The sequence below is a fragment of the Schaalia sp. Marseille-Q2122 genome, assembly GCF_903645355.1.
Classification (GTDB): Bacteria; Actinomycetota; Actinomycetes; order Actinomycetales; family Actinomycetaceae; genus Pauljensenia.
This window is the reverse complement of the sequence record NZ_CAHJXR010000006.1, coordinates 205,179-223,209: the sequence shown is the minus strand read 5'-3', so window position 1 is coordinate 223,209 and position 18,031 is coordinate 205,179. Positions and strand designations below refer to the sequence as shown.

10 protein-coding genes are annotated in these 18,031 nt (G+C 61.3%); 2 read left to right on the top strand and 8 right to left on the bottom strand.

The window, feature by feature from the left end:
• Positions 1-36 precede the first annotated feature (36 nt).
• From HWX48_RS08510 to HWX48_RS08495, 4 genes are all read right to left on the bottom strand, one after another.
• Positions 37-2,373, bottom strand: a complete 2,337-nt coding sequence (locus tag HWX48_RS08510) for an NPCBM/NEW2 domain-containing protein (protein WP_175956553.1) — start codon at positions 2,371-2,373, stop codon at positions 37-39.
• Positions 2,357-2,635, bottom strand: coding sequence for a hypothetical protein (locus HWX48_RS08505; protein WP_175956551.1), 279 nt, complete (start codon positions 2,633-2,635; stop codon positions 2,357-2,359). Before HWX48_RS08505 ends, HWX48_RS08510 begins: the two co-directional genes overlap by 17 nt.
• A complete protein-coding gene (locus tag HWX48_RS08500; RefSeq protein ID WP_175956549.1) occupies positions 2,632-3,066 on the bottom strand; it encodes a hypothetical protein in 435 nt (144 codons plus the stop codon). The genes HWX48_RS08505 and HWX48_RS08500 overlap by 4 nt, the downstream gene beginning before the upstream one ends.
• A gap of 530 nt (positions 3,067-3,596) precedes the next feature.
• Positions 3,597-3,878: a hypothetical protein gene (locus HWX48_RS08495; RefSeq protein ID WP_175956547.1), complete on the bottom strand. Its 282-nt coding sequence runs from the start codon at positions 3,876-3,878 to the stop codon at positions 3,597-3,599.
• Between the two features lie 297 nt (positions 3,879-4,175).
• Here HWX48_RS08495 and HWX48_RS08490 point away from each other — a divergent pair, with 297 nt between their 5' ends.
• Together HWX48_RS08490 and HWX48_RS08485 are read left to right on the top strand one after the other, a co-directional pair.
• Complete coding sequence (locus HWX48_RS08490) at positions 4,176-4,715, top strand: low molecular weight protein-tyrosine-phosphatase (protein ID WP_175956545.1); 540 nt, start codon at positions 4,176-4,178, stop codon at positions 4,713-4,715.
• Positions 4,716-4,747: 32 nt separating this feature from the next.
• Positions 4,748-5,731, top strand: coding sequence for a hemagglutinin (locus tag HWX48_RS08485; RefSeq protein WP_175956543.1), 984 nt, complete (start codon positions 4,748-4,750; stop codon positions 5,729-5,731).
• Between the two features lie 68 nt (positions 5,732-5,799).
• On the opposite strand, the gene HWX48_RS08480 is transcribed toward HWX48_RS08485, so the two are convergent.
• From HWX48_RS08480 to HWX48_RS11145, 4 genes are all read right to left on the bottom strand, one after another.
• The gene (locus HWX48_RS08480; protein ID WP_254873037.1) at positions 5,800-6,357 is read right to left on the bottom strand and encodes a phosphoribosyltransferase; all 558 of its coding nucleotides are present in this window, start codon (positions 6,355-6,357) and stop codon (positions 5,800-5,802) included.
• 308 nt (positions 6,358-6,665) lie between these two features.
• On the bottom strand, positions 6,666-11,072 hold the full coding sequence (locus tag HWX48_RS11360; protein WP_175956541.1) for an alpha-L-fucosidase: 4,407 nt from the start codon (positions 11,070-11,072) through the stop codon (positions 6,666-6,668).
• A gap of 270 nt (positions 11,073-11,342) precedes the next feature.
• Positions 11,343-11,819 (bottom strand): SprT-like domain-containing protein, encoded by a 477-nt coding sequence (locus HWX48_RS08470; RefSeq protein WP_368483992.1) that lies wholly within the window; start codon positions 11,817-11,819, stop codon positions 11,343-11,345.
• 35 nt (positions 11,820-11,854) lie between these two features.
• A complete protein-coding gene (locus HWX48_RS11145; RefSeq protein WP_254873045.1) occupies positions 11,855-17,521 on the bottom strand; it encodes a DUF3418 domain-containing protein in 5,667 nt (1,888 codons plus the stop codon).
• Between the last annotated feature and the right edge of the window lie 510 nt (positions 17,522-18,031).

The window sequence follows — 18,031 nt, the reverse complement described above, 5'->3', positions numbered from 1 at the left end:
CGGCGATGGGCTCACCATCAGCCTTCCACTGGAAGCTCAGAGCAACGCCCTCGGGCTGCCAGGTGCCAGCAAGAGCAACCAGGGTCTGGCCACCACCGGTTCGCCCGTCACGCTGACCTCACCAGCGGTGATGGTCACTGCCGGGGTATTGGCGCGGAAGCGAGCAACCAGGTCAGTAGTGGCGTAGACCTTCAAGCTCAATGCGGCTTCGGTGCTGATGATGTCCTCAGAACCGGCGTAGCTCCAGCCAAGGAAGGTGTGACCCTCAGCGGGGGCCGCAGTAATGACTGCGCTCTCGCCCGTGCGGTAGGTACCCGGGGTGCGATCAACACTCACCGAACCCATCGCGGCGTCAGCAGAAGATGCTGCGACCGTGAACTCCTTGGCGACGAGCTTGAGGGTGCTTGCGCCAGCAACATTGATCTCGCCAGTGGAGGCTGCGGGAACCCGGGTTCCCATCTCGTCACTGGTGTAGCGCTTCTCGTCCTCAACCCACACCTCGAAGGTGACATTTGCTTCGTCGGGCTTGGCATTCGTCTCGTAGTCAATACCCACAGATGCGTTAAAGGTCGTGAAGCCCTTACCCGCGATGTTGTAGATGATCGTCGAGTCTGCGTGGGTACCCAGGCCCTTGGTGTAGGTCTGGGCTTCGCTACCGTTCCACACGCTCAGAGGACGACGGTCGGTGCTGAGGTCACGCTGGACCACGCGCCTGTCACCCGAGGTGGCGCTCTCCCGCTCAAGGTCAGAAAGGAAGACCTGGCTGACGGCGGTCACAGCAAGGGTGTACACCTTCGAGGTCTCACCATCGGGAGCGGTGACAGTCACCTTGACGGTGTTCTCACCTTCGCTAAGACCAACCTCGCTGCTGAGGGCACCCTTCGCCTGGGCAACCAGAGTGTCGCCAACATGGACGGACACGGTGGCATTCTTTTCTTCAGCGCGAGCATTCACCGTGAGGCTGGAGGCGGTCGCCAAAACCGTGTAGTCCGTGGTGTCGCGGGCGAACTCGGGGGAGATATCCACTGCGCCAAGATCCAAAGCCTCCAACAGAGCGTTGTCAGCCTTCGGGACCTTCACGACGACCTCGTAGCGCTGAGGAGCAGCACTGGTCTCCGTGGCCACCAGGATATTGATGACATTGCGGCCGGGAACCAGAGTGACCGAACCATCGGCACTGACGCGACCCTTGTGGACGATAGTGACCGTCGAACGAGGTGATGCGCTGCGAGCCTCGACCGGCACGCTCACTGCTTCGGGGTGATCAATGGCGTAGCTGGTCACGCCCTCTTGTAGCTCGATGGTCTTTCCAGCGACGGAGAGGGAGGCGAGGGCTGCGTTGGAGTCACCGGAACGCATGATGACAAAACGGTAGGCGTTCTTCGTCACCTGGTCCGAGGCGGTCACGGTCGCTTCGATGACATTGCGACCAGGAGCAAGCCTCAGCGTCGACGAGGGTTCAATCGTCGCTCCGTTGTACGTGACCGTCATCTGTGCGCGGGTATCGCGTGCGGCCAGGGCCAGGGACACCGATTCGGTTTCCACAGGGGCGGTCATGAGGTAATGGAGCGTTCCTTCGTTGAAGGTGAAGGGGCTATTGAGGCCGGTGATCGTTGCCTGAGCCAGGGCAGCGTCGGCGTTGGACGCAGGGTCGTTAGCCGAGCCGACCGGCGGGATTGGCGTCTCCGGCGGCATCGGGCTGTCACCCTGAACCGTGATGGTGAGCGAGGGGCCGGGGAAGGTGCGCTGACCAACCGTCACCCAGGTACGCACATGGGCGATGCCGGGAGCCTTAGCGGTGACGGTGCCATTGTTCTCGACGGTTAACACGTCGGGGTTGGAACTGGTGAAGCTCACCTGAGTGGCAGCTTCAGTGCGGTTGTCAGTGTTGTAGGCAATGTTGTCCGCAGCGAAGTTCACGTGGTCTTCGGCCATGCCGCTTTCAATGCGGCTGCCGAGGTTGAGGCCAACATCGTAGCTATTGCCCTCAAGGCGAACGTTGTTGCTGCCGACAAACTTGAAGAGCCTGCCTGCGGTCTCATCGGCCAGGCGCGCCTGAGCATCCAGGGTCAGAGTGTCATTGACTGCCATGGTCGCGGGAGTGTCAGCAAGAGTGACAACCGCCTTGCGATCTTCGCGAATGATGCGGTTGTTGGTGAAGTTAATGCCGTCGACACTCTTGGCGTCCAGAACGAAGTGTCCCTTAATGTCGTGGCCACGACGTGCAGGTGCGTGGTTCTGGATGTAGAAGGTATTCCCCGTGATGGTGTGGTTGGTGTGAACAGCACTGTCAGGGCTTGCGAACCTATTGGTCGGCTCCACAAAGATCGCCTGATTGTTGCTGCGCTGGAAGACGTTATTGCGGATCGTCACATTTCGTCGTGCGACCAGACTCGTACCACTTATTCGCATCATTGGAGATGAAAATACCAGCCATGCCCATGCCATCAAAGAGGCTGTCCTCAATGACGACCTCACCGCGAGTGGTCATGAGGATACCGCGGGTGGGGGTCTCCTTGAAGATGTTCTTGTGGATGTGCACATTCGGCGTGTAGGTGATGTTCTCGACGACCGCGCGGTTCGGGAGCACAGCGGCGGGGACATCAGGGCAGAGGACAAGCTCAATATCCGTCAAGCTATCGGTGCCAGTGAGTTCTTCAGCGAGAACTCCACCTTGTCGCCCGGATAGAAGCTGGGGAAGCCAGCAGTTTCACGGTGCTTGTATTGCACGCGGACCTTACGGCCCTCCTTGTGAATGACCTGCAAGAAGGTTCCATGAACGTTGATGGGGTCATCGTGAGGGTTGGAGAAGGTCGAGTTGGAAATGTCGATGAGACCCTTAGTGTCCGACATCTGAATGAAGTCAGCAAAGCCTGCCGTTGAACGGCCAGACGATGCGGGGACCTCGAAGTCCACATCATCCATGGTGATGTTCTCGCTGTGCTGGCCCACCATGCCAAAGCCGTGGAGGAAGTGCACATCAAGATTACGCAGGACCAGGTCCTTGCTCTGCCAGAAGAAGGTACCCGGATGATCGCGATCGGTGTCGCGCATCTGGAAAGACATGCCGGGGACGAGATCCGAGCGGTCGCGCCCGGACGCAAGACGTACTTCAGGCGGCGATTACCCTCGTCAGTCACCGACGTTGCGCGGGACAGAGGGTTCATGTGTGCCCGAGTGTCCCCGCGACGGGTAATGCCCGTCACCGTGTTGTAACGCTGGGTGTAGGTGGGAACGCCCCGCATCGTCCAATAGGGCCGCTTCGTGTAGGGGCTAACATCGCTCAGCCAGGTCACGGTGTTATTGGCAACCGTGTAGTTGTAGGCCTCGGGAACGTAGACCGTCACTTCGTTACCGTTAACGCTCTCGATGGTGACATCAACAACGGTTGGAACCTGGAAGTCGACCGTAAAGTTCTCAAAGGTGACGTTCGTGGAGTCAATCGCCGCGAAGGTCGTCATCTTTCCGTGGAACATGAAGGTCGAACCACCACCGTCAATGGTGATGTTCTTGGCGCCCTCAACGAGCAGGCCAATCTTCATGTTCTTGTAGTCCTGGTTGGTGCCCACAGTGTTAGACACATACAGGGTGCGCTCCTATGACATCTCGGGGAAGATGTCGTAGCGGCCTTGCGGGAAACGCACAATAGCGCTGCCGCCATTTGCCGTGTGGGCTTTCGCTTCGGCGATTGCTGCGCGAATAGCGGTAGCTGCGTCCTCACCCGTATTCGGATGAATTCCGTGAGCGCTAACGTCAACAACCAGGGGATCGCCCTCGGCAGCAAAAGCAGCCTGAGGGCTCACTACACCGGCAAAAACCAAAGCAGCGGTCATGGACAACGCCAAAGCGCCACGACCAGCCTTGCCAGAGTGGGTCATCAAACGGGCCTGTGTGGGCACCGTCTGACGCGAATGGCGTCTGCGGTCCTCTTATCCACCTGGGATGTGGCGAACAAGGATGCGCGATCTCATCATCGAGGCCCTCCTTGTAGGGGCATCATTGCCACTTTCCATCCTAGAGGAAAAATAAGACCATTTTGGCCGATCGAAGCACTTTTTATGACCATTTAATAAGACTTGCTGGTTGGGGGCAATATCGACATATGTCGCACAGCAACACGCTGAAACCACCAGCGCCCACCCCAACCATCAGCGCGCAAGCCAGTGCCGCATAATATGAGCATGACCTTCCGCGTTCTCATGGTATGCACCGGCAATATCTGCCGCTCCACAATGGCCCATCAAGTCCTCCAACAGGCCCTCACCGACCTCCGCCGTAACGGCGAAAACCTCGACGTCATCGTCGACTCAGCCGGAGTCTCCAACGAAGAACAAGGCAACCCCATCGACCGTCGCGCAGCCCGCGTCCTGCGCGACGCCGGATACACCGTCCACCCTCACGCCGCCCGCCAAATCCGCCCCCACGAACTCGGCACCTGGGACCTCATCCTCGCCATGACCGGCCACCACCGCTCCAACCTCGTCCGCCTCGCCGACATGGCAGGCGTCGAACGCGCAGAAAACGGTGAACTCGGCGACTACTCCACCGTCGACATCCGCATGTTCCGCTCCTTCGACCCCCACTCCAGCGCAGGAGACATCGACGTGCCCGACCCCTGGTACGGCGGACACCAAGACTTCCTCGACACCCTCGACGTCGTCGAACGCACAACCCCGCAGATCATCAACCACATCCGCCACGCCCTCGCCCACTGAACGGCCTCCACGCCACCCGCATACCCTCGCACATGAGCCACCGCCAGCCCCAACAACACCGTCCCCACGGTCCCACAGCGCACCGCCAACCCGGCCGCCGCCCCACCAGCCCAGCACGCTCACGGCAGGCACGGCGCCGCCCTCGTCAAACCACACCCGCACGAGGCTGCGTCGTATTCTTCAGCGTCATCGTCGCCGGACTATTCCTCGTCTGGCTCTTCGTCACCATCATGCTGGCAGTCCTGGGCTCACGCCCTATCGCAGACAACGACACCCCAACACCAGAACACCACACGGCGCCCCGCACCCCACCCCTGAGCTACGCCGGATTCGACCCCGGCACCATCATCTCCGACGCCGACTTCTACAACACCGCGGCCATGAGCCGCGACGACATCGCCACCTTCGTCACCACATGGAACGCAGGCTGCACGCCCGGCCCATCAGGAGATACCCCCTGCCTGGCTGACTGGCGCGCCGAAGCAGCTGTCTCATTCCCAGAAGACGACTTCTGCTGGGCCATGAACCTTCCCCAAGGCGCCAACGCCGCCGACCTCATCCACGCCGCCGCCCAAGCCTGCGAAATCAACCCCCAAGTCCTGCTCGTCATCCTCCAAAAAGAACAAGGACTCATCACCGCCTCAGGCGCAAGCCTCGCCCCCTACCGCTACGCATCCGCCATGGGCTACTCCTGCCCCGACGGCGCCGAATGCAACACCGACTACGCCGGACTCATCAAACAGGTCTACTACGCCGCCCGCCAATTCCAGATGTACCGCATCATCCCCGACCACTACACCTTCCATGCGGGCGAAACCGCAGCCGTGTCCTACCACCCCTCCGGCCAATGCGGCGCCGCGCCGGTCGCCATCACCAACCAAGCCACCGCCAACCTCTACAACTACACGCCCTACCAACCCAACGAGGCGGCTCTTGCCGGATACGGCGACGAATGCTCAGCGTGGGGCAACCTCAACTTCTACGCCTACTGGCACGCCTGGTTCGCGCAGAAATAGCCGCGGATATGAGTATTCCCCTGACATAGGCAGTCAGGGGAATACGAGGCGGTGGTGAATCAGCTACATCAGCCAGTGATGACAGGCAGAGTCGACCAGGGGAAATTAATCCACTTATCGGTCACGCGCCACACGTAATCAGGGCGAATAATCGAGCGCGGCTTCTCGTAGATGACCGCGCTACGAGCTTCCACGCGGACCGTGGTCTCCCCATCAAGAGACAAGCCATGCTCTGCAATGAGATCCATGACCATCTTCAAGGTCTTGCCCGAGTCAGCCACGTCATCAACCACAAGCACGCGCTTACCATCCATCGCCGACACATCCATCAGAGGTGGAAGCAGCATCGGTTCATCCAGCGTCTCACCCACGCCGGTGTAGAACTCAACATTCATCGTGCCGATAGCCTTCACCCCCATCGCGTAGGAAATCGCACCGGCGGGAAGCAAGCCGCCGCGAGCGATCGCAATGATGAGATCAGGGATCCATCCCGACTCCACAATGCTGGCAGTAAGCTCACGCGACGCATCACCAAAACCCTGCCAGGTTAAGGTCTCCCGGTCAGGTTGCTGGTCAGCAGGCAGGCCATCGGGGGAGGTTGCGCCGTCATCAAATGCAGTGGTCACGAGTGCTCCTGAAAGGGTCACGATCGGGTAGGTGCTTCTATCGTAGTGCTGTCTGCAGGATGCTCCCAGTCCCCACGTCCCACATCCACCCCCGATCCCAGGTGTGAGCCCACGGCCAAAAAGTCTCGGTGGAAGCAAGAAAGGGGCGTGGACTCACATGCCGGAGCCGAGGGCGTGAGGTTGGGGTGTGTGAAATGAGCTGCGGGAAGTAGACAGACGCGCAACAGAGAAAAAGCGAAAGGGTGGGGGAGTGACTCATGTGAGTCACTCCCCCACCCTGAGGTGATTAGGCAATCACACTCGTGGGATCACTTCACACCCTTACGCGACATGCGCTTGGTTGCGAGGGCTCCTGCACCTGCAAGAGCGAAGAGTGCGAAGATGCCAACCACAGGAGCGGCACCGGTGGAAGCCAGGCCACCCTGCTTCGCAGAAGCAGTGGGAACCTTCTTCGACGTGGGCTTACCGTCCTTCTTGGGGGTTTCACCCTTCTTCTGGGGATCGTCCGTAGGCTTATCCTTCGGCGTGTCGGTTCCGGGCTGGGTCGTGCCAGGAGCCGGAGTGTCGGCCTTTGCTACCTTGAACGCAGCGTAAGCCAAGAGCTTGCCCTTTTCGTCACGAGCAAATACCTGGTGATCTCCAGCAGGGAAATCCGCTGGGATACGCCACTTCACAGTAGCGACGCCCGAAGAATCTACGACCGCTGTGCCTGCCAAAACAGGATCGGAGTGAATCCACAACTTCACCGTCTCGCCGGTCTTTGCAGGAGCCTGAAGCGTGAGCTCTGTGCCAGCCGCTACGGGGCCACTTACAGGAGCGTCGCCAACCTTCAAGGAGACTGCGGGCACCTTGGTGATGTCCTCATTGTCGCTAGGCTGGCCGGAGTTGCCGCCATCGCCGGGCTGCTCGCCGCCGGAGTTGCCGCCGTTTCCACCAGGCTGGCCTTGGTCGCCGGGTTGGCCTTGGTCGCCGGGTTGACCCTGGTTCTCGGAGTCATTGCCGCCGGGTTGGCCTTGGTCGCCGGGCTGACCCTGGTTCTCAGAGTCATTGCCGCCGGGTTGGCCTTGGTTCTCGGAGTCATTGCCGCCGGGTTGGCCTTGGTTCTCGGAGTCATTGCCGCCGGGTTGGCCTTGGTCGCCGGGTTGGCCTTGGTCGCCGGGCTGACCCTGGTTCTCAGAGTCATTGCCGCCAGGGGTGCTGTTATCGCCAGGCTCAGCAGGGGGCGTAGCTGCCTTTTCCAGACGCCAGTTGGCCTTCGAGTGGCCCAGATCCTCCAACACACCCTCGAAGGTGGTCTGCTTGGAGTTCGACAGAGCCAGAACAGGATCGGCACCTTCACCGTAGAAACCAACGGTGACAGGGGATTCCTCGGTGCCATAGCCCCACATGACAAGCTGACCGCTCAGCGTGGTTCCACGCTTGAACAGCACCTTCGTGCCAGGCTTGAAGGTCATCTGCTTGAGCTGATCCAGGTGGCCGATTGGGCGATCAAGAGTACCCGGGCCAGATACCGGCGCGGAAGTGTCAACGTAGTAGGTGTCGTAGTCGGGCGCTGCCATACCCGCACCGTGGACGTGAACCTCAGAGAGGAACACGGGTCCACGAGCCTTGACAACGTTCACGCGCACGGCGTCGGCCTCGTAAGCCCGATCAAAGGTGACGATACGACGAGCACCAATGGTCGAGGCAGTAGCGGCCTGAGTCCACTGCCCACCGTTGCGGACCTCCACGTTGAAGGCCTCAACCTGTTGGCCGTGGGCGCGGGTCTGTTCGGAGATCATGACTGCATCCACAGAGTGAACGCCGTCAAGCTCCACAGTCCAGGTACCTGTCTCGGAAGCGTTGGGGTTACCGGGGCCGGTATCCAAGGATCCGTCGGTGAGCAGTTTCGTCTCTTCAACGAGATTTTCGCCCTCTGAAGCGCCCGGGTAGGACACGCTACCGGGACGGCCTAGTGCGATATTTGCGGTGTAGGCGGCGTGACGCCACTGGGTCCATTCCTGAATCAAAGCGACATCGCGGTCGTCAAACTTACCCTCGCGCGTTGGCGGCACATTGAAGAGCAGCACAGAGTTGCGGCCGTAAGACTCACGGAAAATCTTCTGCAGCTCGCTCATGGGCTTAATGCGCTGGTTGCGGTGATGGAACCAGCCGTGACGGATTGAAACGTCAGCCTCAGCCGGATACCAGGTCAGCTTGGAGACGCGACCGGAGAGTACCTGGCTGACGACGCTTTCCAATGAGCCGAGGTTTGCGCTGGTAGCGCCCACAACCGAGTAGTTGCCGGTGGGGTTGTCCTTCACAGCCTGCGGGCTCCACTCGGCCTCGCGAGCCAGACCCGATTCGTTACCCACCCAACGCACGTCAGGGCCAGCGACGGCAATCAGCGCGTGAGGCTGGAGCTTGCGGATCAGATCGAAGTAGGCCGTGTGATCGAAAACCTCGGTGCGAGCGGTGTTACCACCTGCTCCATCGAACCAGACTTCGTCGATGGAGCCATACTCGGTGAGGAGCTCGTAGAGGGTATTGAGGAAGAGCGACCCGTAATCCGAGGCTTCGTAGGTGAAGGGGCCGGGGAACTCGGTGCCGATCTTTCCTTCGCGGCTATCGCCAGCGACGAGGGTCGGGATGGAACGTTCCTGCTTGGGGCGGGCGTTTCCGTAGATGCCGCGACGTTCCTGGTGGGAGTCAGCGGGGGAGACGTAGAAGCCGACCTTCAGGCCGTACTTGCGGGACGAGTCGACGAAGCGGCGAACGACGTCGCCCTTGCCGCCCTCGAAGTTCAAGGACTTCTGAACGCCGAACTCGTTGTAACGCGAGGGGTAGAGCGTGAAGCCATCGTGGTGCTTGATGGTCAGGATTGCGTAACGGAATCCTGCATCGGCCAGGGTCTTTGCCCACTGGTCAGTGTCGAGGTTCGTCGGGTTGAAATCCATGGGGTTCTCATCACCGTAACCCCATTCGCGCCCATCACTACCCCAGTAGGTGTTGATGCCATAGTGGATGAAGGCGGTCAGGCCAGCATCGAGGAAATCTGCTTGCTGAGCTGTGGGGCGCAGGGCAGAGAGCTTCGCGCGGATTGAGGCGGCGCAGTCTTCTCGCGTGACGGTGATGGTGTTGGCCGGAGCGGGCTTGTCGAACTCGCAGGTGCCGTCAAGAATGTCACCAATTCCCTTGGGGACCTCAACAATCCACCCAGAATCGGGTGCGGCAAGGCGGATGTGCTTGAGGGTACCCTTGAGGCCGCGTCCCTGACCAGCAGGGTGAACCTCGGTGGCGAAGCCAAACACGTTGCTCTTATTGGGGCTCATGCGAGAGACCGCACGAACGTTGATGGGGGTTGCTTCCTTGTCGTTGATCCACACGCGCATGGTGGTGTTAGCGGTCGTTGATGGAAGGTACTCGACGCGCACCAGGGTGGGGCGGGTCAAAAGTGGGGCGGCAATAGAGTTCTGGTGGGTTGACCAGCGTGATCCGTTGTTGGATGAGAATCCGTACTGGATGGAATCACCGGTGTAACGTACGTACAGGTTGCCGCCAGCGGAGAAAATTGTGGCAAGGTCAGGCTGGTCAGCTTCTGGCGTGAAGAGAATCTCGGCGCGGAAGCCTCGAATCATGTCCTGGCTGCCTGGGTCGGCGAGGTTGAACTGGGGCTGTGAGGCCGTGAGGGTGACGCCGGTACGGTTGCCGGGCAGTGAGAGGCCACCAAAATCGAGCTTGGTTTCGGTACCTGCTACGCGCGCCAGCACGCCTTCCTTCTTTTCTCCGGTGGCTGCGGTGTATTCGTTACCTGAGGAGAAGTCGCCGCCGAAGGTGACATCCACAGCGTCACGAACCGTGCCGGGTTCTTGCTCGTCCTCATCGTCACCATCGCCTGTCGAGGGCGGTTCGGGCGCTGGTGGGTTACCGGGTGTGCCGTCCTCAGATGGGCGGGTCAGTGCCCAGTCGTCGTTGTCAGCGAGGATGCGCACATGCTGGATGGAACCCTTGAACCCTCGTCGGGGGGAGTCCCCGCCGGGGTTGACCTCGCGCCCGAATCCGTAGAGTGCCTTAGCGGCACCGGCGAGGCGAGACTTCTTGTCGGAGGAAACGATCTCGCCGTCTGTTCCGTTGATGCTGACCTTCATTGTGGTCGTGTCACCAGGGAGGTATTCGACTCGGAGTAGGTGCGCTTTTCCTGCTTCGGGCAGATCAATGCTGCCCTTGTGGTCACTCCATGGGCGTGAGGCGCCGGGAGTGTTGGCGGAGTATCCGTAGTAGATCTTTCCCTGTTCATAACGGACGAACAGGTTGCCGCCCGCAGAGAACAGGGTTGCAAAGTTGGGCTGATCTGCTTGGGGGGTGAAGATCATTTCTGCGCGGATCTTCTTGTTGGCGTCGTCTCCTTCAGAGGCGAAGGGGGAGGCCTCATTGCTGGTGTATTGAATACCTGTGGTGGTGCCAGCAAGGGTTACTGCACCGTTGGCAATAGTTTCTGTGCCGGCGAGGCGCTGAAGTGAACCGGTAACTACTTCACCGTCTGCCTTTGTGTAGGAGTTGTTGTCGCCGAAAGATCCGGCGAAACCAACGTTTAAGGGGGCGGTGTCAGGGGTGTCGGCCGCAGCGGGGGGTGCGGTGAGCAAAACGAGCGTGAGGGCACCTGTGGCGATGCTGGCAATGCTGCGTCGCAGCCAGCCTCCCCGTGGTGGTGCACCCTTATGACGATAGAGTGACATGCACGCCTCCTTGCGTGTGGTCAGTGAAAAGGGACATGAAGGATCATAAGGAATTGAATCCCGACCATGTGTTCAAGACCGATGATCGTCTGAACAAAGCCTTGAAAAACCGAGGAAGATCTCTAAAGCTATGATGAATATCACAAAAATAGGATCGTTAGCCTTAACGAAAGGTGTCACTAGAGCTTGAGCTATGTCAAGGCGTGTGGCATGCGTGGCGCAATTGCCCCTATGGGTGACAAGTGTCAACCGGCCCGTAGATTAGATATGTTATAATTCTCGATTACGTTTGAGGTGGGCAAGCTCCCCGGCATACCGGCCACCAGGAACAGTGGGCACCCCATTATGGGACCACTCCAACACCAGATCGCCATTAAACATACGGTCACAACTCCCACACGACACCACCCGCCTCGGCGCAGAAAACAACCGCTTCTGCATCCCGCAGCGAGTGCACGACCCTACCCACGGCGCCTCAACAGAAGGTAGCTCCCGAGGTAAACGCACCGAATCCGGTGCCCCCAACTCCTCAGCCTTCGCCCTCCATACCCGATCATGATGATGCCCCTCCCCTACCAGCGCATGGGCGATCTCGTGCAAAATCACGCCACGGACGGTGGCCTCGTCATACAGATCCGTCAACTGCGCCGACAAAGAAATCGTGCGCGACGAATAATGACACGCCCCCGCCCGACGCCGAGCCCGATCAAAACGAAACCCCCAATCAGACACGCCATGCTCAGCCATCAAACGGAGAGCAAGCTGCCGCGCCGCCTCACGATTCACGCGCCCGCCTCCACCAGCAGGGAACGCACACGCTTAGCCGACACCTTCTGCGGAGTGCCCAAGGTCTGAGCAAAAAGAGAGACACGAAGCTCTTGAATCATCCACTCAGCCTGCACAAGATGAGCATTGCACGCCGGATTGAAGGGGCGCGTCTGGGCAGCATCACGCGCATCCTGCAGGGCATCCTCAAGGGCATGAACAGTATCCATTGCCTCAAGATCACGATTCAGGGCGCCCGATGAGGACGCTGCCTTCGTCAAACGTACAGCACCCGCCCGAAGATAGCGAGCCAGATGCGGCAGGGCAAAAGCAGGGGTAGCTGAGAGAAAACCATCATGCACCAGGTGAGTCACTGTCGCTTGCACGTCGGCTGTCACCTCATGAAGGGAAGAGGTAGCCTCATACTGCTTCAACGCTCCTTGAACCTCTGACAAAGCCTCCATTGCCCGCACCACGTCACCCAGAAAGTCATACACCCTGTCCTCATGCAGGTCACGAGCCAGGACTCCCAGAGCATCAAAGGCAGCAGCGTCACGAATGGAGCTAGGATCCTTCGCGGGGGCAAGCTCGTCTACCAATGACAAGGCGGAGGCAAGTTGAGCATCAGCAACGAGCGCAGCCGTATCCGCATAAGGGGAAGCAGCGAGCATAAGCGCCTGCCGACCCGTCCACCGCGTCGTGATCCGCGCCGTCGCCAAACGCAAACGCACAGCGAGAAGTCGGGCCAAGCCCTCACGGTGGAGGTGATCAGCCTGGCCAGGATTAGCCATGACACGCACGCCTGCTGCGGGGGCAGCAGGCGTGCCCTGGGGCACCAGGCAGGGATAGCCCCGCAGCAGCATGCCCCCAACACCATGCGAGTCCACGCTGCGGGGAAGATGTGTGGTGGGGAAAGCAGTGAGGCCATCAACATGCAGGTCGGATGCTCCCTGTCCTAGAGCCGAGGCAGTCGCTGTAGTTTGATCCTTCCCGGCGCCCGCATGTGTGCCCAAGGAGGAAACACCACCTTCGGAGGCATTTTCTGCGCTGGCATCACAGGTGGGAGCCGATGCGTGTGCACGAGGGTGCGTGGGGGAGAGAACAGCTGGCTCCTGACCCGTGCCGTGGCCTTTACCGGGGCCATTCTTCTGGCCCCGGCGCGTGCCGGTGGCGCCACGTCGTTGAGCCTCTTCCCAGGCCTCGGCAACAGCGCCGCGCACAGCGCGCCGCACCGCAGCATCAGCCTGATTGGCCAAGGTCTTTTGTAGATACGGCAGAGACGTACCCGCGCCCAACTCTTTACCGGAGCGGTCAACCACCACGAAAGTCATCTGCAGGTGGGACGGCAAACTATCACGGACATGAGCCAAATCTTCAGCCGACAAATCAACGCCGCGAATCGTGCGCACACCATCAGCAAAAAGCGTGGCAAAAGGCGAACGCTGGGCAGGGGGGATCTCATCAAGGGACAAGCTCGGAGGCGCTAAGAAACTGGAGTGCGCGCTGGATGCAGCTTGAGTGTGCGAAACAGGCGTCACGGTAGAACCTGTTTGAGTGCCTGCCATAGCAGTCGCAGCGCTTGCGCCCGCGTGTGCACCCAGGGCATCAGAAGCGCCTGAAAGGGGCCGTTCCTGGTCTGGGCTCACACCTGGGAGCACAGAGGAAGAATTACCCGAATCCTTCGGGTGAGGCTGCACCTGTGCCTGTGCGTCTGAGTGTGCTTGGGCCCGTGCTTGCGCGGATGACGTCTGAGCCTGCCCCTGTGAGGCTCGCGTATGACCGGTGCGAGCACCCCAGGCAGCCAGGCGATCCATCGCCGCCGACAGGGACATCGGATCCACGTCAGCAGCCTGAGGCGCATTGCTGCGTGCTCGTTTGGCCTGTGCTGAGTTACCTTGTGCAGACTTGCCCTGCGCAGACTTACCTTGTGCAGCTTTACCCTGTGCAGGTGTGCCCTGTCCTGAATTGCGCTGATCGGAATTGCTCCGGTCTGGATCAGCCTGGGCAGCTTCGCCCTGCCCAACTGTCTTCTGCGCACCAGGCTGCGCGCCCGCATGTGCATCCACACCCGAAGCAACAGCGCCAGAACCCAGAACAGCCGTGGAGTCACATGTGGGAGCCGAAGAAGCAGCGCCAGCGAATTCTTGACGAATCCACGCCGCCACCTTCGCCCCTACCTCCGGTGCAGGAGCCAGCAAGCGCCGCTTCGCCTTTGGCAGCGCCCGAATCGACTCAGTGACCAGCTCTTCAAACAGGCCCGGCACCAGCCAATCCGTTCCCGCCTCCGAGACACGCTCCAACACTTCAATAGGAATCGTCATCGTGACACCATCACGGGACGACCCCGGATTGAACTGATACGACAACGGCAAAGACATGTCCCCACACTCCCAAGAGTCAGGGAAATCCCCCTCCGCATCACCCGTCCCACGCGGCAAAAGCAATGCCATCGTGTAGGTGAGCAGGTCCGGGGTGGAACGTCTCTGCTGCTTCCACCACTTATCGAAATGCCTGGCCGACACACAATCATCAGGAATCAGGTCGTCAAAGAAAGCAACGCGCGCCTCCTCATCAGCCACAAGCCCATGCGTACGCGAACGCCGCTCCACCTCCCGCGCCTGCTCCAGCAGACGCTCATTCTCCTTCTGGAAACGATGAACCTCACGCCACTCGCCGCGCACCAAGCCGTGACGAATAAGCATCTCGCGGGCCAACTCCCGGGCGTTCACCCCCGACGAGGCCAACGCCGTCACATTTTCCGGCCCGTGCGTAGCGGTGGTGCCAGAAGCACTCAAACCAACGCCACCAGAACCATCACCCGCCGTGCCAGCATCACCCGACAGCCCGGCTGAATCCGCCACCGCAGCAGCCCCGCCATCAGAGGCGGCACCCTCAGGCCCGCCACCCCCAGCCGCAGCCTCCGCAAGGCGGTCAATCCCACGAATCCGCACGTCAAAACTCGGCTCAGCCGCACGCAAACCCTGCGCAATACCCGCCAAAGTCCCCGGCCTGGCCACAGAGGAACGCCGTGCGCCGCCCTCGCCAAACACCGTATCCACCCGCCCCAGCAGCACCGGGCGATCCGCCACCAGCGTCATGCCATAGAGCAGCACCTTCTCTTTGACCATGGCCGCGCCCTTCGAGGTCGACCAATACGGCTCAGAGTAGACGCGCTTGAGCAGCGGCCCAGCGACAGGCTCAATCCAATCAGGATTAATCCGCGCCACCGTGCGGGCAAAGAGGCGAGAAGTCTCCACCAGCTCAGCCGTCATCACCCACGAAGGATGCGCGTGCGCCAGTCCCGAACCCGGCCAGATCGTGAAATGCGTGCCGCGCGCGCCCTCGTAGTCGCGCTTGACCTCATCCCACGAGCCCAGGTTCGACAGCAAGCCCACCAGCAGGGAACGGTGAATCTGATCGGCATCCACCGACGAGGTCGACGCCGTGTACGCCACCACCGCGCGCGCCGCCGCGTCCGCAATGCCGCCCGCCATTGCCGCGTGGGCGACATCCTCGCCGGACGGCATACCGATGGGGTGAATATCCAGGTCAAGAGGGCGAGCAAGCTGACGCAACTGGTTGACAATATCGCGCCACTCACGCCACCTCAGGTGATGGAGGAACTCCGCCTGGCACATGCGACGGAAAGCCGACCCCGACAGGTCGCGCGACTGCACATTGAGGTATCGCCACAGGTTGAGGTAGGTGATGAAGTCCGAGTTCGGGTCTGTGAAGCGCGCGTGCGCGGTGTCGGCCGCCTGCTGGTGATCCAGGGGGCGCTCGCGGACGTCCTGCAAAGACAGGGCGGCAACAATGACCAGCACCTCGGAGGCGCAGCCATTCGCGTCAGCCTCCAGGAGGATACGGCCCAGACGCGGGTCGATGGGGAGGCGCGCGAGGTCACGGCCAATACGTGTCAGGCGGGTGCCGCCCGCACTGGGTGTGGCTCCGGCGCCGCTGGCTCTGTCGGAGGCAGCAGCATTGTCACCACCAGTGCTCCCGCCGACGTGACCAGTAGTGTCACCGTGACCGCCCTCGCCCCCAGCTTGGCTCGCACGCTTCCCGCGCGCCCGGCCGTCGGCTCCGGCCTCGTCATATTCGAGCGCGCCAATCTCCACCAGGAGCTGCACGCCATCGCGCACCGCCCGCGAATCCGGGGCGTCAAGGAAGGGAAAATCCGCCACCGACCCCAAGCCCAGGGCCGCCATCTGTAAGATGACGCTGGCCAGGGAGGTACGCAGGATCTCAGGCTCGGTGAAGGCGGGGCGGGCCTCGTAATCGCGCTGAGAATACAGGCGAATAGCAACACCATCACTGACGCGGCCGCAGCGGCCTGCGCGCTGGTTGGCGCTGGCCTGGCTGACGGGCTCAATGGGCAGGCGCTGGACCTTCGTGCGGTTCGAGTAGCGGCTGATACGCGCCAGGCCAGGGTCAATGACGTAGCGGATGCCGGGCACAGTCAGGGAGGTTTCAGCGACATTCGTTGCCAGCACAATGCGGCGCAGGGAATGCGGCTCGAAGATGCGCTGCTGCTCGGCGGCGGTCAGGCGCGCGTACAAGGGCAGGACCTCGATGGAATCTGGCAGAAGTTGACGTCGTTGGGCGCCGCTGTCGGTGACGGCTCGCGGCCCCAGGTGATCCACGAGGGCGTGCTGCACGTCGCGGATGTCGCGCTCACCGGGCAGGAAGACGAGGATGTCGCCCTCGCCCTCAGCGCACAGCTCATCGACGGCGGCGCAGATCGCCGCCTCCTGGTCAATGTCTTCGCCCGCCCCGTAGCCCAGGGTGGGTAGGTCGTCATCGGGGTCTTCGAGGACGAGCTGTTGGAAGTGGACGCTGTCGCCGTGCGGGGTGGGCGCGTGCTCGGCCTCAATATGTTTGCCGAGGTCGACGCCGATTTCTTCGCGCGCGTTGGAGCGTTGGCTGGCGCTTTCGGAAGTCCACTGGCTGGGCAGGTCAGCGCTGAGCGGACGGTAACGGATCTCCACTGGGTAGGTGCGGCCCGACACCTCAATGACGGGTGCGGGAGCAGTGAGCGTGCCGCGTCCTGGCTGACAGTGCCTGCCTGCAGCATCCTCCCACCGGCCAAAATGGGCGGCAAAACGCGCCGAGTCGATGGTGGCCGAGGTAATGATGACCTTCAGATCTGGGCGCAGGGGAAGCAGGCGCGCCAGATAGCCCAGGATGAAGTCAATATTGAGGGAGCGCTCGTGGGCCTCGTCAATAATGAGGGTGTCGTAGCGGCGCAGCATCGGGTCGGACTGGATTTCAGCCAGGAGGATGCCGTCGGTCATGAGCTTGACCAGGGTGGTGGGGCCGACCTGGTCGGTGAAACGCACCTGATAGCCCACAACCTGGCCCGCCTCCTTGCCGACCTGCTGGCCCATTTCCTGGGCGATACGCGTGGCGACGGCGTGTGCAGCCAAGCGGCGCGGCTGGGTGTGGCCAATCATGCCCTGAACGCCGCGGCCCAACTGCAGGCAGATTTTGGGTAGCTGCGTGGTCTTACCCGAGCCGGTTTCACCAGCAACAATGACCACCTGGTGTTCACGGATCGCCTGGGCGATCTCATCCCGGCGGGCACTGACTGGTAGGTCGGGGAAGGAGATGACGGGAATGGCTGCAGCGCGGGCGGCAAGCTCATTGGCGGTGAAGGGTGTGAAGGGGGCTGCGACCTCGTCAATTGGGCGACGCTGTCGCCGCGGGCGGGCACCGGCGCGGCCGCGCGTGGGAACACTCGCCTGACCGTCGGCGCGGCGGGAGGAGCGCCCCTTGCGTGGGGGATTCCGGCGGCCGTTGCGGTTCGGGCGCGGCGAGCGAGGCGAGGAGGAAGCAGATTCTGACACGCCTCAAGTGTACGAAAGGCCTGCCTGGTGCCTCTCAGCGGGTGGTGTGAGGTGTGCGGACGGAAGGGGCTTCGTGGCACGCCTTTTGTGAAGGGCAATGCCTGCCTGGAGGATGTGCTGTCTGAAGGGTGTTTCCCCTCAGGAGCGGTGCCGGGTGGGGCGGTTTGGCTGAGTGGAAAGTATCTGGAGTACAACGTGTTCGGCTCGTCGGCTCCCAGGTGTGAGTCCAGAACAAAACAGCCGATATAGACCCGGAAAAGGCCGTGGACGCACATGCGGGAGCGGAGAGAGACGTGCCTCCAGCACGTGGCGTATTTTCTGCGCTCTTCTACTTATTCAGTTACCGCA

Excerpts from the sequence above, each read along its gene's own strand:
- HWX48_RS08495 (WP_175956547.1), bottom strand. The coding sequence starts at position 3,878 with ATGACCCACTCTGGCAAGGCTGGTCGTGGCGCTTTGGCGTTGTCCATG.
- HWX48_RS08500 (WP_175956549.1), bottom strand. The coding sequence starts at position 3,066 with ATGTCTTTCCAGATGCGCGACACCGATCGCGATCATCCGGGTACCTTC.
- HWX48_RS11360 (WP_175956541.1), bottom strand. The coding sequence starts at position 11,072 with ATGTCACTCTATCGTCATAAGGGTGCACCACCACGGGGAGGCTGGCTG.
- HWX48_RS08470 (WP_368483992.1), bottom strand. The coding sequence starts at position 11,819 with ATGGCTGAGCATGGCGTGTCTGATTGGGGGTTTCGTTTTGATCGGGCT.
- HWX48_RS08485 (WP_175956543.1), top strand. The coding sequence starts at position 4,748 with ATGAGCCACCGCCAGCCCCAACAACACCGTCCCCACGGTCCCACAGCG.
- HWX48_RS08490 (WP_175956545.1), top strand. The coding sequence starts at position 4,176 with ATGAGCATGACCTTCCGCGTTCTCATGGTATGCACCGGCAATATCTGC.